Genomic DNA, 17,642 nt, shown 5'->3' with positions numbered 1-17,642 from the left:
CAGTGTATTTATTTTAAGTCTCTGTTAAAGCACAATGTTGTTATTTAACCCTGTTGATTGTAGTGGAAGGCGCGCAGACTCCTCCGAAAATGCTAACGCATTTCCATCGTGCGTGGGCAGGTTCGAGGAAGCTCAGGTCAATGTCCTGCGGGATCAGCTGGACAGGTGAGACCTAGGTGAAATGATTCTCTTGAGGAATCATTTGCACCCCGCAGGAGCTTGCGACGAGGAGGCTCAGCGCCAGCCAAGAAGAATTTGGTCTTTGAAAAAGCTGGCACTTGAGCTTTTTCATAATTCTTCTCCCGCGGAAAGCGAAGCGCCTGGAACGAAAATTAACAGCCTAATTTAACACAGCCTATTTTTAAAGGAGGAATATTAAATTGAACGAGCAAACATTTAAAGCACTTGGTTACGATAAAATCAAAGAATCAATCGCATCGTATGCATTGACGGATTTAGGCCGGAAGAAAGTGAATGAAATGCTTCCTTCTGTCAATTTGAAGCAAATCACATCATGGCAAGAGGAGCTGGCAGAAGCACTAGAAATTCTTCAAATCAGTTCGAGTGTACCAATCCATGGACTTGAAGGAATGGAGATCGTCCTGAAGAGTTTCAATAAGGGTGTTCCATTAAGGCCGGATCAATTAACGACGCTGCTTTCCTTCCTGGAGACCTGCAATAAGATCCGACGGTTTATGAAGGATAAGGAATACTGTGCTCCTAGAGTCTCCGCTTATGTATATGGAATTGAGGAACTCCCTGAACTGGCTGCTGAAATACAAAGATGCATTCGAAATGGTCAAATAGATGACTATGCCACAAAAGAGCTACTGAAAGTGCGGAAACAAATCTCTATTCAGGAGGAAAGGTTAAAGGAAAGGCTGAACCAGCTGCTCAAATCTGCAAAAATGAAGCCGTTTTTGCAGGAGGCAGTCATCAGCCAAAGAAATGGCAGGTATGTTATTCCGGTCAAGAAGGAATACCGGACCAAGGTGAAGGGGGCAGTGCTGGATACATCAGCATCGGGTTCAACACTTTTTGTTGAACCCGAAGAGATCGGAGCTTTTCAGGAGCAAATGGAATGGCTATATTTAGAAGAACAAGCAGAAGTGGAGAAGGTTTTAATTGCATTGACCGGCATGGCTGAAGGGAAAGAGCATGAGATACGTCTTGCAATTGAGACGATGGTCCATTATGACGTCCTGTTTTCAAAAGCAAAGTACTGCCGTTCGACTGATGCAAAAAGAGTGAAGATGTATGACGGGTCAATGGTCTTGTTAAAAGAAGCCCGCCACCCGCTGCTTGGTACCAAAGCGGTTCCATTGACGATTGAAATAGGTACCGATTACCACGCACTAGTCATTACCGGCCCGAATACCGGCGGAAAAACGGTCTCGATCAAAACCGCAGGCCTCCTGGTATTAATGGCACAGAGTGGGTTGCATTTGCCGGTGGAGGAGGGAAGTGCAGTCGGGATATTTCATAAAGTTCTTGTCGATATTGGTGACGGCCAAAGCATTGAACAGAACCTCAGTACGTTCAGTTCAAGGATTGTCAATATTATCGAAATATTGACGGAGGCTAATGACAAGACGCTTGTCCTGCTCGATGAACTCGGGTCTGGGACGGATCCCGGGGAAGGGATGGGGCTGGCGACAGCTATCCTTGAGAACCTAAATAATAAAGGCGCAACCTTGTTCGCAACGACTCATTACAGCGAAATAAAAGAGTTTGCAGACCAGCATGGGGATTTCATGAATGGATCAATGGAGTTTGACCTTGATACGTTAAAACCTACCTACCGTCTGCGCATTGGCAAGGGTGGAGATAGCCAGGCATTTGCGATTGCCCTTAAACTTGGTATCCACCCGAAATTAATCGAACGAGCACATGAAATCACTTATAAAGAGGAGAGAAATTACACCGGGTTATTCGCAAATGATCCTTCTGAGCTAAAAGGTAGAGAACAGCAAATCATTGCAAACAGACACAAAAGAAGGGGACCAGCAGCCGAAAAGAAGGTTGTCACCCAGTATCACATGGGTGACAGTGTGCATATCTCATCCTTAGGCGAGTTGGGTATTGTCTATAAAGGACCGGATCTGAACGGGAATTATATCGTCCAGCTAAGGGATGAAAAGATCGAGGTTAACTATAAACGCTTGAAACTAAATATCCCGGCTGCTGAGCTCTATCCACCCGAATATGATTTTAATATCATTTTTGAGTCAAAAGAAAATCGTAAGCTTTTGAATCAAATGAGTAAAAAACATATCGATGGCAGTATTATTCATCATGAATTGAAATGAATGCTCAGCATTGATTGATTAAGCTATTCGATAGAAAATCTGTTCGAACAAATCGGTGTCTTTAAAACGGCGTTCGTAATTCATCCCGAAGGTGGAGAAGTGGGGCACTTTATCATGGAAACCATAACCCAAAAACCAGCGGTAGGCCATGTTCGTTTCAACTTCGGCAATGGTCTGGCGCATGGAACGGATGCCAAAGGTATATTGAATGAATGAGAGTTTTACCAGAATTACAGGGTCAATGCTTGGGCGCCCTACTTCCGAATACACATCTTCCACTAAGTCATAAATGAAAGAAAAATCAAGGGCTGCTTCCATCTTGCGGACTAAATGTTCCTGAGGAACAAGCTGGTCTAAAGCGACCATCTCTAATTGATCTCGTTGGATTGGCTTATTTTTCGAAAGCATCTTTATCACCTCAAGCGTTATATGTATCTATTTTAAAATAGACTTTAGTTTAGTTCCACGTTAAGTTTGTATGTCCTGTTGATTGGAGTGGAAGGCGCGTAGACTCCTCCGAAAATGCTAACGCATTTCCATCGTGCGTGGGCAGGTTCGAGGAAGCTCAATCAATGTCCTGCGGGATCAGACGGACAGGTGAGACCCCGCAGGCGCCAGCGGCGACGAGGAGGCTCAGCGCCGGCCCCGCGGAAAGCGAAGCGCCTGGAACGGAAATAACAGCCCCGTTCCAGCACCAACCAAAAAAGACTGTAAACAAACACGATTTTCATCGAGTTTGTCTACAGTCTGGGAAGCCCTTCGTAGAAGGGCTTCTTTTGTAATAGAGGAAATCCCCTACGTTAACATCGTTCTCTCTCGTCCAGGAAAAGTCAGTTTCTAATGAAATCTCGTTATACTTCAAATGAAAACGCTTCGATAATCGTCGAAATTAGTTCATGGTCCTGTCTATTAACAAACAGCCTCCTCAGGTTTATGATATAAGCATAAACATAAAATGTGATGTATTTCACAAAAGAGGAGTTTTAAATATGAATGAACAGCCGATTGAGCAAGCGATCAAAACGGCAATTAAGAAAAAAGATTATCTCATGGAATCGAAAATGAAGTATTTGCTCAGGGCCGCACTCGCAGGTGTATATATAGGGTTTGGAATCATGGTTTCTTACCGTCTTGGCGAATACTTTTTCGATTCCCATTCGCCGGCAACTCCGATTGCCGGTTCCATCTTCTTCGGGATAGCACTTGTATTGATTTTATATGGAGGAGGAGAATTATTCACAAGCAATACAATGATGATGACGATCAGTTCGTTAAAAAAAGCAACGACATGGAAGGATACAATCGAAAACTGGATCGCTTGTTATGCGGGAAATTTATTAGGAGCAGTTTTTTTCGCGGTGATCATCATGTTATCAGGGATTTTTTCTTCGCCAGAGAAAACTCAATACATGATGGAGACGGTGAGCATGAAAATGAACACTCCAGCCTATCAGTTATTCTTTCGCGCAATCCTTTGCAACTGGCTTGTATGCCTGGCTGTATGGGTTCCACTCAATATAAAAGGGGATGGTGCTAAAATTGGAGTAATGATGCTTCTGGTCTTCGCATTTGTCGTATCTGGTTTTGAACACAGCGTCGCCAATATGGTTTTATTTTCAATCGCACTTTTTGTTCCCCATCCTGAGACAGTCAGTCTTGCTGCTGGTGCATACAGCCTTCTGCCGGTTACGGCTGGAAACATTATCGGTGGAGCATTCTTTGTAGGAACAATCTATGTGTACCTTAGTGTCAAACCTTCGGGAGCGGTTTATAAATCACATTCGACTGCCACAAAATCTGTTTATGGGCAAAAAGTTTTATAATGTAAAAACAAAAAATCCGCGGAGCTCCGTGGATTTTTTTCTGCTTATTACTTTAGAGCTTTATAATTCATTTAAAGTAATTTAAAATCCACTCTCCAGCTAGACCACCCAAATAAACTCCAACAATTCCGAGCACTCCGGCAAGTACTGGTGGCGCAGGCAGAGGAAGTTTCAGGAATTTAAATAATATCCCGACAGCTAAACCAGCAACTAAACTTAAGATTATTTCCTTCATGATTTCACCGCCTCATAATGGCAAGATGTTATTGTAGAAAAATTTATGTGAACAGACGTCTGATCACTTAAAACCAACATAATTTTACCATGATAAACTCCGATTGAAAACGCTTTATTTTTGCTATTATTTTGCTTTTATTTAAAATTCCTATTCTTATATTAAAATAGTGGTAAAATATAGCTCTACAACTTGGATCTTACGGAGGATAATAATGGAAAAACAAGTTAGAAGGGATATATATTCCTTGCAGGGTTTTTACCTTTTTGTATTTTTTGGGATAGGCAGTTTATTTCCTTTATTAAGTGTATATTTAAGTGATATAGAAAAACTAAATGGATACCAAATTGGGATTATTCTGTCCCTTGGCCCTGTAGTCATGATATTTTTTCAGCCCTTATGGGGAATGATTGCCGATATGAAAAACCTTCATAACCGGCTTTTGACAGTTACAACCTTGATAACCGGGATCTCTGCGTTAGGATATCTTTTCTTTGAGGGCTTTTTTCTATTCATTCTTGTAGCAATCGTCCTGGCAATTTTTCAAAGTGCAATCATACCATTGTCGGATAGTATTTCTTTAAAATATACGAGCAGTGCAGGCGTTAATTATGGAAATGTCCGTTTGTTTGGTTCGCTTGGTTTTGGGGTTGCTGTATTTTTAATGGGGAAATTATCAGAATGGAATCCCCAAGTAATTTTCTATGCCTTTTTTCTGACCTTGCTTATTGCAGGAGCTATTTCCTTGAAAATGCCCAGGGAAGCTGCAGGTAAGCCGAATGGATTGCTTTCCGGAATAAAGGATTTAATGGGGATGAAGAGATTTCTGGTTTTTCTAGCTATTACTTTCATGATCTTTGGACCTAATCTTGCTAATAATTTTTATTTCAGCTTATTTGTTGAGGACCGGGGCGGTACGTATACTGGGATAGGGATTGCTTTTCTTATCGCTGTATTATCAGAAATTCCCTTTATGAGGGCTGCGGGAAGCTGGATCCATAAACTCGGTCTGCTTCAGGTGGCAGTGATGGCGGCACTTGTCTCCCTAATCAGATGGATATTTTATTTTACCGAGCCAGGTTTGACCCTCATATATGCTTCAGCTGTAGTACAGGGATTTTCGCTTGGTTTATTTATTCCCGCGGGTTTGCAGTATATACGTGAAATAACTCCTAAGCATATCACCGCCACGGCTGTTACGATCTATTCAGCTGTGGGAAATGGACTTGGAAATTGGTTTTTCACCTTTGTCGGAGGAATTATTTTTGAAGAATTCAACATCTATGGTGTATATCTGTTTTTTGCTGTGCTGACCTTAGTGGGTGTACTATTAACAGTCTGGCTGCTGCGGGACCATAAAAAAGTGCAAATTCAGATGTGCGATCGTTAAAGGCAGTATTCGCATAGAATGTTGTTTTACGAAGCAAGTGTTCATCCCGCATATCTTTGGCCTTCGAGCTCTTTTCGAGGAGGTTTTTGAACAAGGAATGATTAAAACTCGTAAAAATCCAAATGCTGATTTTTACTTTTGGTTGTAGAAGCAACAAAGTTTACGAAAAGAACCTAGTCAAGAAATCAAGCCCTCTTCTAAATCAGAAGGGGGCTTAATTGTACGAACTATTAAATTATTTTCCGGCCTTTCTGAGCCAACGCATAATAAATACCATGCTGCAGCGTTGTGAAACAGTTAAACTTTCCGAGATTGAAATTGGATTGGGAAATGGTGATTCCTAAGTCAGGGGATATCCCGACAAGGATTGTTTCGGTTCCCAGCATTGAAGCAGAGGTCCCGAGTTTATGGATAAAATCAACCGTATAATGATTGGCATGATGCAGACCTGTTAAATCGAGTACAAGGTAGGCTGCTTGGTAGCGTGGAAGGTTATAAAGCGTCTTTTCAATCAACTCTTCCGAGCGAGCTTCATCATATTTGCCAAGCAGCGGAACAACCACTATCCCTTCTAAGACCGGAATGATTGGTGAGGAGATATCTTTAATTAATCCGGCTAATTCCTTCGTCCGCTCCTCTACCAATGCTTCAAGCTTTTCAATTTCAAGGGATTCTTTATGCCTGGCTAGCTTATGGATGCTCTGGTTCACTGTTATATCTGAAGGGAAGAACTCGAATTCACAATAATCGTGACCCTCAAGCTGGCTGTGGATGACACGGTACCAAATGTTTTCTCCAAACACTCCAGACAGGATTCCTGCAAAATGTCCGGGAATAAAGGTGCCGGCTTTTGTTTTTCCCTGTTCCTTATTGATTTTGAACTCCCAACTGTTTTTGATGGTGATTACTGCAGTCTTAGCTTCTGCTGAAATATTTTTAAAGCCAGCGCGGCCCCAGCCAGCTGAAGCATAAATTCCAGGCAGTGCATTAACTACATCGTCAATGCCCAAGTTGAGCTTGTTGAAAAATTCGCTTACAACCGTTCCCTGGCGGAAACCAGTAGTCTCCAGAACTACGCTAGCGGCTTCGTCTCCAGAAATTTCTTCAATAGTATCGAAGAACGTTTTCATCGCAGAAGTAATCCAGAAAAGGATTGAGTCGGTTTCTTCAAATTTAAAAGTCCCATTTTTTATATCCCAATTAAAGCTGGACTGTCCAACCTTTATTGACGGTTCATCCACTACTTTTTCATGCCCAATCATTCCATAATTCCCCTTTCAGATGTAAAAAAAGATCTGTGTTAATATAGTATACTCATTATATTTCAATAAATAGTAAAACCCAAATGTAAAGCCCATTGGTGGGAATCATTAGTATATGCCCAATAGGACATGTGCTCAAGTTTTAAGTATGGATTTTGTTCTTCTATCAAAAAATAATCTGAGAAAGAAAGGAGGGACCTTAATGAAAATGAGAGAAAGCAAAAATACTGACCTCGCTGGCCGTGTGTATGAAACAGCGGATTACAAACGGAATGATGAGCTTTCCAATGGTCTTGCAGTTACACATGAGCAAGCGAGTGACAGTTATACTGAAGGAGAGGCAGGGGGCAAAATCGAACGTTCATCTGGAGCAAAAGAAGAATTAAACAATAGAGGCTATCAATAAGATGGCTTGAAATGAGGAGTTATAATGTCACACGAAGGTGAATTTCAATCTAATGACAAACAGTACAAAATGCCAGAAGCATTAAAGAAAGAAAAAAATTTTGTCTATCGTGTTGGATATACAGCCAGCACCGGGAACCAGACTAACAATCAGCCCGAACAGGGTAAAAGATCGGACTTGTAAAATAAAACAGGCCATGCCCTTTTTGAATATGGCATAGCCTGTTTGTTATCTTGGCCGTGCGATGATACCGTTATGGACTTTAATGAAACCATGCCTTAGTATTTCAAGTCCATTCTCATATAAATAAAGTCCCATTTGCTCGACCGTCATTAATTCCCGGTAAGTATGATTCATGACGTCTGCCATTATTTCATAGTAAAGCTTTGATTTTAGCTGGGCCCGTGGAGTGGTCATGATAATATAGCCGCCAGGCTTAAGAAATTTCCGATGCCATTCGACAACTTCACTTTTTAACGAATCAGGAAAGTGTTCAAGCAGTCCGACGCTAAGCACAATATCAAATTCCTGGCTAAATGGAAGTTTGCGGATATCCTCGACAATATACTCTGAGGCAAAATCGTCCTTATGGTAAACTTTATTGCTGCCAGTCGAAGGATTAATTCCCAGGAAAGGATAAGATTCAGGGAAGTCCGCAAACCGAGTGTCCTTGCAAAAAGGATCATAATCCACAAAAACAATATCACCACCTGGGTAAATTGCACTTAGCTGCATCGCTTCATATCCTTCTGCTGCACCAAGGAAAAGAATTCTTGGTTTAATTAAATCGAGACCTTCAAACAATGCACGTTTTCCGCGCGGGTCCCAAATCCCATCCTCAACCCGGTGGGCATAATTCCAAAGATGAATACGTACCATCTCGCCCAAAGCTGATTTGGATTCATGAAAGTCGAACTTTTTAAGGCTTTGCATGAATTTTCGTTTAGATTCATTCATTTCGGCAGGGACATCTTTAACAAACCATTCATGGAATGATTTATTGAACATTTGCCAGGAGACATTTGCCGGAAGATTTGTTTCATGGGTATCTTCCCATTCTTTCTTTTCCCTGGCAATGGAAGTAACTTCATATGGTTTGCCGATGTCTTTCCAGCTGAGAAGGCTCCAGTCTTTTACACTATTTAATTTGACAAACTTGTTGTATTCTTTTTCGGAAAAGCTTCTGAGATCGATTCGGTAAGAGGGCTCAAGACGGGTTTCATTTGATGCCAGTGCGAATCCACTTTCATATTGAAGCAAACTAGTCACCCCAAACTTTTTTTATTTCTAAGATATTCGTTTTCAACAAGCAAAATCCTTTAATTTTCTAAAAATTATAAAAATTTAAAGTGTAAAAAAGCACACCCATTTTTGGGTGTGCTTCTCTCTCCAATAAGGAGAGAAGGAGGATTTGTCGATTTAAAGCTTTCCGCGTTTAATAACCTTGTTGGGGGTAAGGGTGCCATTCTTTAGATAGACAAATCCACCTTCAAATGCAGAGCCAATGACGAGTTTAGAAGATGCTGATAAGACTTTCATCTGCAATCCCTCCTCTGGAAGATTGGCTTGCTTATCGAAGTTTACCCCTTTTATTAACCTTCAAAACATGAACTGACTTTTTGATTTGGAGCACATTTTAAGGATTATCCGCTGTCTACGTGCAGTTAGCAGAATCATTGTGAATGATAGGGATCCGTAGCGTCTATATAAGCTTTTTCTGCAGCCGCTTGCGAAGTGAAGAGTGCGTCATCGTCTTCAATGACATGGAATGTTTCATTCAAAAAAAGGGCAAGTGCATTTGGGTCTTTGGGGTGCTGTACGATTTCCGCTGCTTTTATATTCGAAACGGTAGGTACATGCGGGTTCCTGTATATAACGAAGACTTCATCGCCAGACTTTAAGTGTTTTGGATCAATTATATCCAAAATGATAACCTCATTTCTTTATGCTCTTTTGTATCCTTTGCTGTTTTTATAATTATGGCATCTATTTGGAACTATTTATAATGAGTTATTAACCAATTTATATACGGTTAGAAGCATGCTGGAAACAAAAGCCTCTGTGCAGACAGCTATTATCTATAAGTTTTCATTCTGCTGCTTTATTTCATCTCCTGTGAGTATGAGGTTTCCAGCTTCAATATCCCTGTGTTGATCCACAGAACCCCCTGGAACGAATCTCTGGTTCGCTGTATAGGTTAATTTAAAAGTATCTTCATCGATTTTAGCGTTGTCTTTTTTGTTGAAATCCAAAGCATTTTCACCCCCTGATATGGATAGTTTTTGTAGAGGCTAATAAGGTTATACCTATCAATTAAGTTCAAAATGATTTAATAAAAAGGGGAAATAGACACCAAAATGTCACAACTGTAAGGGTTTACAAACAAGGCGCTGGTGGTATAATAAAAGTGTAAAAAGAAAGATATTAACATCTTAGGAGACTCAACCATATGTGTTCGTTCCGTAGTGAACGAGGAAAAAGTTTATTCCTATGAATGATTTTGTAAGCGTCTTATCAAAAAGCTGTAATGTTACAACTTGCCTGCATCTATCCACGTGTTAACTGGTTTGCCAGGAGGAACAATCCAAAAGGATCAGCTCAAGTGGGATAAAGCAGAATTTCAGCCTATTATCTTTTATACGTTGAAATGAAGCCTTTTACCAAAAGAATACGTTAAAAAGAAGACTAAGTGCTTCAATTTAACGGTATTTGGAATTGAACCTGACGTTCACGATTCAATATCAAACCGTGAATGTGGTTGGAAATCCTTGTTGCAAAACAGTTAGTTATAGCAGGCAGATACCATCTCGTTAGAATTGATGGTTAAAAGGTTGTTGCAGGAAGCCTAAGGTAAAATAACCTTATAAAGTCAGGGAATAATGAGTCTCTCGGTGATTATACCGAAAAATGTGTTTGTAAAGGATCTTCATAAAATCAGGGAATACCTTTTTATGAAAAGATACCTTTAATGCGGAACAAGCACACATCGGCTATAGTAAGAGAATCATACAACTCAATAGTTCCAAATGTGTTTTGGGCTGATGCTGGTTGGGTCTCCTAAGATGTTAAGAAGAAGCTCGATTTCGAGCTTCTTCTTTTTGTCTATTTATAAGCGCTGATCCCGTTTTTAAAAGCTTGATTATCATTGTTCTCAATTCCGTGTAAAGCTTCCTGGAGGGCAAATGTGCTTTTATAAAATTTCACTCTATCCGAAATTTTGTTGCCATCAGGATACAGTTTGATACAGAGATTAAAAAAATTCTCCCCGTAACTTGAAAGCAATCCGGCAAAATCGTATGCCGGATCACCTAGTCGTGTTCCTCCGAAATCGATTATTCCCGTAACTTTATTAGTTGCTGCATCCCATAATATATTAGATGCTCCAAAATCCCCGTGAATCAATGTAGGAATTGTACTATTTGTCTTTTCATTCTCAATAAAGGTTTCAAATCGATGCGACACGGAATCCTTGGATTCACTACTCATATAGGGGTAGACCTTGTCTATTAATTTTATATATAATGATTCGATTTCAGCACCAGGTTCTTTGAATTCTTCTTTTATAACGCTACGTAGTGCATCAAGAGGGAAAGTGTGCATTTGTTTTAAAAAAGATATAAGCTGATGTGCAACTTGTCCTAAACCGTTTTCGCTCAGCGCTAGCAATTCATTTTTCCACATAGGGTTTCCGCTGATTAATTTATATCCAGCAAAAGCTTTTCCTGCCTGCTGCTCATCCAGAGAGATGAAAACTGGTTCAGGAATCGGTGTTTTGATTACTTTAGAAATCGTATTTAACAAAATAACTTCATTCTTTAAATTATTGATTCCTTCTATGTATTTAGGGAAACGGAATACAAAACTGTCATTAATGATGATTACATCATTATTTTGTCCAAATGTATTTCTTTCGGCCTTTTCAATCTTTAAAGATGGGTAGACCTCCCTTATACGGTCTAATAGTAGATCTTTATTCATTTCTCGCTCCTTATTGTCATACGGATAAATTATAAAAATTTTTGATTTCTGTGTAAAATTATACTGTTGATTTCCTCTCCGGTCACTCGCTTTCCACCAAAAACAAGGCACCTTGTTAAAAGGTGCCTTGTTTCCGTTATACCAGGTATAACGTTCTCTTCCGCTTTTAAGGATTATTCTTCTTTCTTCGATAAGCAGCGGTCACATTCCATTAAATATGATTCTGCTTGCTCATGCACTCCTTCACCGCACTCAGGACATACCTTCTTTGGCAAATTACGAAAAAATTCAACGGGACTCATCATAATTAAATTTCCTCCTTTTATAGAACAATTTATATTTTACTTAACCTGTTATAGTACAGTATAAACATTAAAATGGATTTTGTGTAGGCTTTTTTTAGAAAAATTAAAAAAATAGGTGGATATTCCTGTTTGTTAGTAAGAAGTACAAGAAACTGAAAGAAGTTTAAAATTGAAAGGGATAAGGGAAAATTGAATACAACAATTATTCTTATTGGTCAATAGATAAAAGTGACAAACTTATTACAAATTATTAAATAACCTCTTTTAATCTTTGCCATTTTAACTTACAATCGAAATGAAAACTTAAATAGGGAATGATGCCTAAATGGATAGTGCTGAGTTATCCTTCAATCCAATTTTGTTGCTTGTGGCAATTTTATTGACGGTTATGTCTTCGTATACAGCATTAGATTTGTTCAGTCTTATTAAAACATCTGACCGGAATAAACGGTTTCTTTTTTTGGGCGGAACTTTTTCGCTCGGCATTGGAATCTGGGTAATGAATTTCTTTGGTATGCTGGCTATTAATCTAAATGGTTCAGTGTCTTACCAGATTCCAATTACCATTTTATCAATAATCCTTGGTATTTCTTTCACGGCTATGGCTTTCTACACATTGACTGGAAAAATAGTTAATAAAGGCAACTTGGTGGCAGGAAGCTTTTTCATGATGCTTGCAATTCTTGTTGTTCACATCCTTGGAATGTATTCAATGAAGCTTCAGTTCAGTTATCAGCCCGCGATTTTATTGATCGCACTCGGTATGGTTTTCGCTTCTTTTTACTTTTCCTTTTGGATGCTATTTTTCTCAACAAGTTTTACACAGGGGAACCATGGATGGATAAAGCCGGTAAGTGCACTTGTTGTCACTGCGGCTATTGTAGAAGGTCATTTTCTGCTAACAAAAGCCTCATCAGTATATAACGATAACGGTCCAGTGGAACAGGCTGGTATACCTGAATCGCTAATCAGCTACTTAATCGTTTTTGTTTCTGTGCTGATTCTTGCCGGGCTGATTGGATCAAGTGCGTTGATTAGCAAGCGGCTTGCGGTGTCAGATACGAATTTGAAAGACATCACTGATGCGCTCAACGCATCCGCAATTGTAGCGATTACAGATCCTAAAGGGAATATCACGTATGTAAATGATAAGTTCATTGAGATTTCCAAGTACAGCGAAGCGGAGTTACTAGGGGAAAACCACTCAATTCTGAATTCCGGCCACCATGCCAAAGAATTCTTCAAGGATATGTGGAGAACCATTGGAGCAGGGAAGGTATGGCAGGGTGAAATTCGGAATAAAGCTAAGGATGGATCATTTTATTGGGTTCATACGACTATTGTTCCATTCTTGAACAGCAAGGGAAAGCCATATCAATATGTAGCAATCCGTTCGGACATTACGAATAGAAAGCAGGCAGAGGCCAGCTTAAAGGAAACCTTAAAAGAGGTCAGCGATATAAACTTTGCTCTCGACCAATCTTCAATTGTTGCTTTTACCGATGAAAAGGGCATTATCAAGAGTGTAAACGATAAATTTTGTGAGATTTCGAAATACAGCAGAGAGGAATTGATTGGGAAGGACCATAGCCTGTTAAATTCCGGTTTGCATTCTAAAGAGTTTTTCAAAAACCTATGGAAAACAATTGGATCAGGCCAAGTATGGAAGGGAGAAATCCGCAACAGGGCAAAAGATGGTTCCTTCTACTGGGTAGATACAACTATCGTTCCATTCCTAAATGAAAATGGCAAGCCTTATCAATATCTCGCGATCCGTAATGATATCACCGAAAAGAAAAAATCAGAAGAAATGCTCCATCGCCAGGATAAGCTCGCCGCAGTCGGACAGTTGGCTGCAGGTGTGGCGCATGAGATCAGGAACCCGCTGACATCCATGAAGGGTTATGCAGAGTTTCTTCAATTAGATGAAAAGGACCCTCAGCGCCAGGAGTTCATAGAAATCATTCTTGATGAAATTGACCGAGTCAATAATATCGTGGAAGAGTTCATGGTCTTAGCTAAGCCTAAAGCAGTCGAGCTAGAGGAAAGAAATATCATTCCAATTGTCCAAAATGTCGTTTCTATGCTTAAGTTCGAAGCAAGGAAGAGAAATGTTAAACTCGAATTTGATACAGTCGAAGAAATTGTCCAAATTGAGTGCGATGAAAATCGACTTAAGCAAGTATTCTTGAATTTCATGAAAAACGGGATTGAAGCAATGCCAGATGGCGGGGATTTACGAGTGAAAGCTGAAATTCATGATGAGAATATCGTGATTTCCATCCAGGATACTGGTGTCGGAATTCCACCAGAAACATTAAAGAAAATCGGCGAGCCCTTCTATACGACAAAGAAAAATGGAAACGGCCTCGGATTGATGGTCAGCTTCAAAATCATCGAAAGCCATAATGGCAAGGTGTATATTGAAAGCGAACAAAATAAAGGAACAACGTTTAAGATATTGCTTCCGGCCAAAACTGCATAGTAGTTAGTCTGACAATAAGGCAGGATTTTTTCCTGTCTTATTTTTATGCTTTCAAAAATCGGGTTTGATTCATGTCTTCAATATAGAGGGATTTCAAAAATGAATCACGAGTTTATAATTGCCTTCGACAAAGAAAAGACATTCCAGGACTAGAATTGAGTTTTTACACTCTAATTGAAAGTGCATTAAAAGCACAGTAACTAAATATTGTCGAAAAAATGTTGGAAAAACGACAAAAAAATCTTATGAATTTTCAACATTACTGGGAAAATTTAGACTACTATTGGTAGTAAGAAAGAATTTAATATAGGTAAGAACCGGGAGGGGAAGGAATGACATCGATCAGGCAAGTAAAGACTGTCTGCGGTTATTGCGGAACGGGTTGCGGACTGATACTGGAAGTGGAAGATAATAAGATTATCAAGATCAGGGGAGACAAGGAAGCGCCGGTTAACAAAGGGCAGACGTGTGTCAAGGGAGCATTTGCCTATCAGTACGTGCATGCGCCTGAAAGGCTTAATACTCCGATGATCAAAAAAGCCGGAAAGCTTGTAAAGGCAACATGGGAAGAAGCATACGACTTCATTGCAAGCCGCCTGTCTGAGATTAAAAATGATTTTGGACCGGATGCGATCTCGATGTTCGCTTGTGCAAGAACAACAAATGAATCAAATTATATTACACAGAAATTCATGAGGGCTGCTGTCGGAAGCAATAATATTGATGGCTGCAACCGAACCTGACACGCTCCAAGTGTCGCCGGTCTGGCGACTGTTTTTGGAAGCGGTTTCCCAACAAATACGCTCGAAGATATTGATGAAGCAGAAGTTTTATTATTGATGGGGTCCAATACAACAGAGGCCCACCCGATTATTGGAAACAGAATCAAAAAAGCGGCTAAAGGCAGCCTGAAGGTCATTGTCATTGACCCTAGAAAAATTGATATGGTCAAATCCGCCCAGAAGCATTTGCAAATCAATGTTGGAACAGATATTGCGCTTATCAACGCGATGATCCGAGTGATTATTACAGAGGGGTTATACGATAAAGGTTTCATAGGGAATCATACAGGGGACTTTGAGGCATTGCTAGCGAAAGTTGATCGTTATACCCCTGAATTTTCAGCAGGAATCACAGGTTTATTGGCAGAAGACATCATAGAGGTCGCGAGACTCTATGCAACCTCAAACAAGTCAATGATAGCCTATACGCTTGGCATTACAGAACATCATTGCGGCGTGAACAATGTTTTTGATATTGCCAATCTGGCATTGCTTACTGGTCAGATAGGCAAGAGAGGTTCGGGAATCATGCCTTTAAGGGGACAAAACAATGTACAGGGCGCAGGAGACATGGGCTGCCTGCCAAACCAGCTGACCGGTGCAGTGAGCCTTTTGAAGGACGATTACAGGTCCCGGTTTGAACATTCATGGAAAGTACAAATCAGCCAAAGGGTGGGAGATACCCAGACGAGGACATTTGACAAGATTGAAACGGGAGAAATAAAAGCTTTATACTGCATTGGAGAAAATCCGCTAGTTGCAGATGTTCATATGAACCATACGAGAGCTCTTCTGGAAAAGCTCGACCTGTTAATCGTCCAGGATATTTTCATGACGGAGACCGCAGAAATGGCTGATGTCGTTTTGCCGGCTAGGTCTTGGGGCGAGGTGGATGGCACATACACTAATACGGACAGGAGAATCCAGCGAGTCAGGACTGCAGTGACTGCCCAGCCAGGAGTAAAAGAAGACTGGGAAATCCTTTGCGATCTTTCTGCAAGGATGGGATATCAAATGCAGTATAGTTCAAGCGAAGAAATATGGGATGAAGTGAGAGAGCTGGCCTGGGAGATGTATGGAGGAATTTCATATGCAAGGCTGGAAGATGAGTATGGCATCCATTTTCCGTGCCCCGATGAGAACCACCCAGGAACCAAGATCCTTCATGAAAGGTTCCATAATGGAAAAGAAAATGAAAAACGATCAAATTTTGTACCAGTGGAATTTACTCCGCCTCTTGAGCAGCCCGATGAAGAGTATCCTTTCACTTTGACAACAGGGAGACGTTACGAATCATATAATACCCATACCCAAACTCGTCATTATGCGTCCGGAGTTAAAATAAAGCAGACTGAAGAAACTTTGGATATTCATCCGGTTGATGCCTTACGACTGAATATCAATGACGGCGACCTTGTAAGAGTAAGCTCCAGGCGGGGAACATTGACGGTCAAAGCGAAGGTAACGGAACAAGTTGTTCCTGGGCTCGTATTCATGAGCTTCCATTGGTCAGAGGTTCCAACAAATGTGCTGACTTTGAATGAGTATGACCCTATTTCGGGTACAGCGGAATTCAAAGCTTGTGCCGTTAAAGTCGAAACAATAGCATAAAAAAATAGCTAAAATCTCCAGCGGAGATTTTAGCTATTTTTATTTTTGAAATCCATGATTACCTGCATGACATCCTTATAGATCTCGATACCCCGGAACGAGATTCCTTTCAGAATCATTTGCTGGCTTAAATCGGCTCTCAGTCCGGTCAGTATTGGCTTAATCCCGATTAAACGAAGGCTGTTTACGAGCTTAAGCAGACTTTCAGTAACGATTTCATCCACTTTATATGTGCCTGAGAGGTCAATGACAAGATTTTCAAACCTTAAGTCCTTGCAAGTTATCAATGTCTTATCAAGCAACACTCTAGCCCTATTTTCGTCAAGATCTCCTACTAATGGAAGAACACCGATTTTTGGCAGGATTGGAACGATAGGAGCTGAGATCGATAAATATTTTTCCTCGGATTCTTTCAGTTCATTAAAGGCATTGTCTGAAAAAGCTTTGCTAAAACCGGAAATTATCGTATTGAATATGGTATCCGTTTCAAGCAGGGTTGCCATCAGGAATGAACTTTCCTCGTTTTTGTCTTTCAGCCAATCTGAAATATATGTCCAGATAACTCGTTTATATGTATTAACCCTGTCAAAAGTTGAGATTAATGTGTTGCCCTGACTAACCGAGAATTTCCCCATCCTATAACCCCAAGCTAACGCATCTGATTTACTTTCATCAACAAGTCTAATCATTTCCACAAGCTCTTTTAAAACAGTTATACCTCTCTCTTTTATCGCATCTGTTATTTCTTGTGGATTTTCCTTTTTTAACTCCTCGAAAATCAAAATAGCTAAACTCTCTTGATCCCGTTCTAAAACTTCTATTAATTGATCTTTAACTCCATTGATAGCCAAATTTAGTTCCTCCGGTTCAAGTGTAATACCTTTATAATAATAATTTTTACCGAAATTAAAAAGTTTAATGTCATAAAAACGACTGGAAATTGTTAAATCAATCTAAAATCTATTTGGTAAAACATAGCTTTAAAGGAAATACATAGAATTAAATGTTAATTTACTTGAAATTATTCATCCGAAAGTATTATTTTAACTGAATATT

Annotated in this window: 15 protein-coding genes and 1 pseudogene; 7 read left to right on the top strand and 9 right to left on the bottom strand. The window is 40.0% G+C overall.

Annotated elements, in window-relative coordinates:
* The first annotated feature begins 380 nt into the window (after positions 1-380).
* A complete protein-coding gene (locus M3204_RS07425) occupies positions 381-2,309 on the top strand; it encodes an endonuclease MutS2 (RefSeq protein ID WP_251480367.1) in 1,929 nt (642 codons plus the stop codon).
* A gap of 24 nt (positions 2,310-2,333) precedes the next feature.
* Here M3204_RS07425 and M3204_RS07420 read toward each other — a convergent pair.
* Positions 2,334-2,717, bottom strand: a pseudogene (locus M3204_RS07420) (transposase); the annotation flags it as partial.
* A 581-nt stretch (positions 2,718-3,298) separates the two neighbouring features.
* Between M3204_RS07420 and M3204_RS07415 the strand changes: the two are divergent.
* On the top strand, positions 3,299-4,132 hold the full coding sequence (locus tag M3204_RS07415) for a formate/nitrite transporter family protein (protein WP_251480365.1): 834 nt from the start codon (positions 3,299-3,301) through the stop codon (positions 4,130-4,132).
* A 67-nt stretch (positions 4,133-4,199) separates the two neighbouring features.
* Here M3204_RS07415 and M3204_RS07410 read toward each other — a convergent pair whose 3' ends face one another.
* On the bottom strand, positions 4,200-4,367 hold the full coding sequence (locus M3204_RS07410; RefSeq protein WP_251480363.1) for a XapX domain-containing protein: 168 nt from the start codon (positions 4,365-4,367) through the stop codon (positions 4,200-4,202).
* Positions 4,368-4,578: 211 nt separating this feature from the next.
* Between M3204_RS07410 and M3204_RS07405 the strand changes: the two genes are divergently transcribed.
* Positions 4,579-5,757 carry an MFS transporter gene (locus tag M3204_RS07405; protein WP_251480755.1) on the top strand — a complete coding sequence of 393 codons (1,179 nt, stop codon included), beginning with the start codon at positions 4,579-4,581 and terminating at the stop codon, positions 5,755-5,757.
* Positions 5,758-5,987: 230 nt separating this feature from the next.
* Here the strand turns inward: M3204_RS07405 and M3204_RS07400 are convergent, their stop codons facing one another.
* Complete coding sequence (locus M3204_RS07400) at positions 5,988-7,019, bottom strand: STAS domain-containing protein (RefSeq protein WP_251480361.1); 1,032 nt, start codon at positions 7,017-7,019, stop codon at positions 5,988-5,990.
* A 202-nt stretch (positions 7,020-7,221) separates the two neighbouring features.
* Between M3204_RS07400 and M3204_RS07395 the strand changes: the two genes are divergently transcribed.
* Positions 7,222-7,425: a YozQ family protein gene (locus M3204_RS07395; protein WP_251480359.1), complete on the top strand. Its 204-nt coding sequence runs from the start codon at positions 7,222-7,224 to the stop codon at positions 7,423-7,425.
* A 24-nt stretch (positions 7,426-7,449) separates the two neighbouring features.
* Complete coding sequence (locus tag M3204_RS07390; RefSeq protein WP_251480357.1) at positions 7,450-7,608, top strand: hypothetical protein; 159 nt, start codon at positions 7,450-7,452, stop codon at positions 7,606-7,608.
* Positions 7,609-7,653: 45 nt separating this feature from the next.
* Here M3204_RS07390 and M3204_RS07385 read toward each other — a convergent pair whose 3' ends face one another.
* The 5 genes from M3204_RS07385 to yhfH all read right to left on the bottom strand — a co-directional run bounded on the left by M3204_RS07385 (position 7,654) and on the right by yhfH (position 11,711).
* Positions 7,654-8,694: a class I SAM-dependent methyltransferase gene (locus M3204_RS07385; protein ID WP_435367699.1), complete on the bottom strand. Its 1,041-nt coding sequence runs from the start codon at positions 8,692-8,694 to the stop codon at positions 7,654-7,656.
* A 404-nt stretch (positions 8,695-9,098) separates the two neighbouring features.
* Complete coding sequence (locus M3204_RS07380) at positions 9,099-9,350, bottom strand: transcriptional regulator SplA domain-containing protein (RefSeq protein WP_251480354.1); 252 nt, start codon at positions 9,348-9,350, stop codon at positions 9,099-9,101.
* 153 nt (positions 9,351-9,503) lie between these two features.
* Complete coding sequence (locus M3204_RS07375) at positions 9,504-9,677, bottom strand: hypothetical protein (RefSeq protein WP_251480352.1); 174 nt, start codon at positions 9,675-9,677, stop codon at positions 9,504-9,506.
* 850 nt (positions 9,678-10,527) lie between these two features.
* A complete protein-coding gene (locus M3204_RS07370; RefSeq protein WP_251480350.1) occupies positions 10,528-11,403 on the bottom strand; it encodes a phosphotransferase family protein in 876 nt (291 codons plus the stop codon).
* Between the two features lie 173 nt (positions 11,404-11,576).
* Positions 11,577-11,711 (bottom strand): protein YhfH, encoded by a 135-nt coding sequence (yhfH, locus tag M3204_RS07365; protein ID WP_251480754.1) that lies wholly within the window; start codon positions 11,709-11,711, stop codon positions 11,577-11,579.
* Between the two features lie 322 nt (positions 11,712-12,033).
* Between yhfH and M3204_RS07360 the strand changes: the two genes are divergently transcribed.
* Together M3204_RS07360 and fdhF are read left to right on the top strand one after the other, a co-directional pair.
* The gene (locus M3204_RS07360; RefSeq protein ID WP_251480348.1) at positions 12,034-14,193 is read left to right on the top strand and encodes a PAS domain S-box protein; all 2,160 of its coding nucleotides are present in this window, start codon (positions 12,034-12,036) and stop codon (positions 14,191-14,193) included.
* 332 nt (positions 14,194-14,525) lie between these two features.
* The gene (gene fdhF, locus M3204_RS07355; RefSeq protein ID WP_251480345.1) at positions 14,526-16,586 is read left to right on the top strand and encodes a formate dehydrogenase subunit alpha; all 2,061 of its coding nucleotides are present in this window, start codon (positions 14,526-14,528) and stop codon (positions 16,584-16,586) included.
* A 29-nt stretch (positions 16,587-16,615) separates the two neighbouring features.
* Here fdhF and M3204_RS07350 read toward each other — a convergent pair whose 3' ends face one another.
* On the bottom strand, positions 16,616-17,437 hold the full coding sequence (locus tag M3204_RS07350; protein WP_251480343.1) for an STAS domain-containing protein: 822 nt from the start codon (positions 17,435-17,437) through the stop codon (positions 16,616-16,618).
* Positions 17,438-17,642 lie beyond the last annotated feature (205 nt).

It is taken from the genome of Mesobacillus subterraneus, from assembly GCF_023715485.1.
Classification (GTDB): Bacteria; Bacillota; Bacilli; order Bacillales; family Cytobacillaceae; genus Mesobacillus; species Mesobacillus subterraneus_B.
Note: the sequence above shows the minus strand (reverse complement) of the source record. Positions and strands in the feature narration are given on the sequence as shown.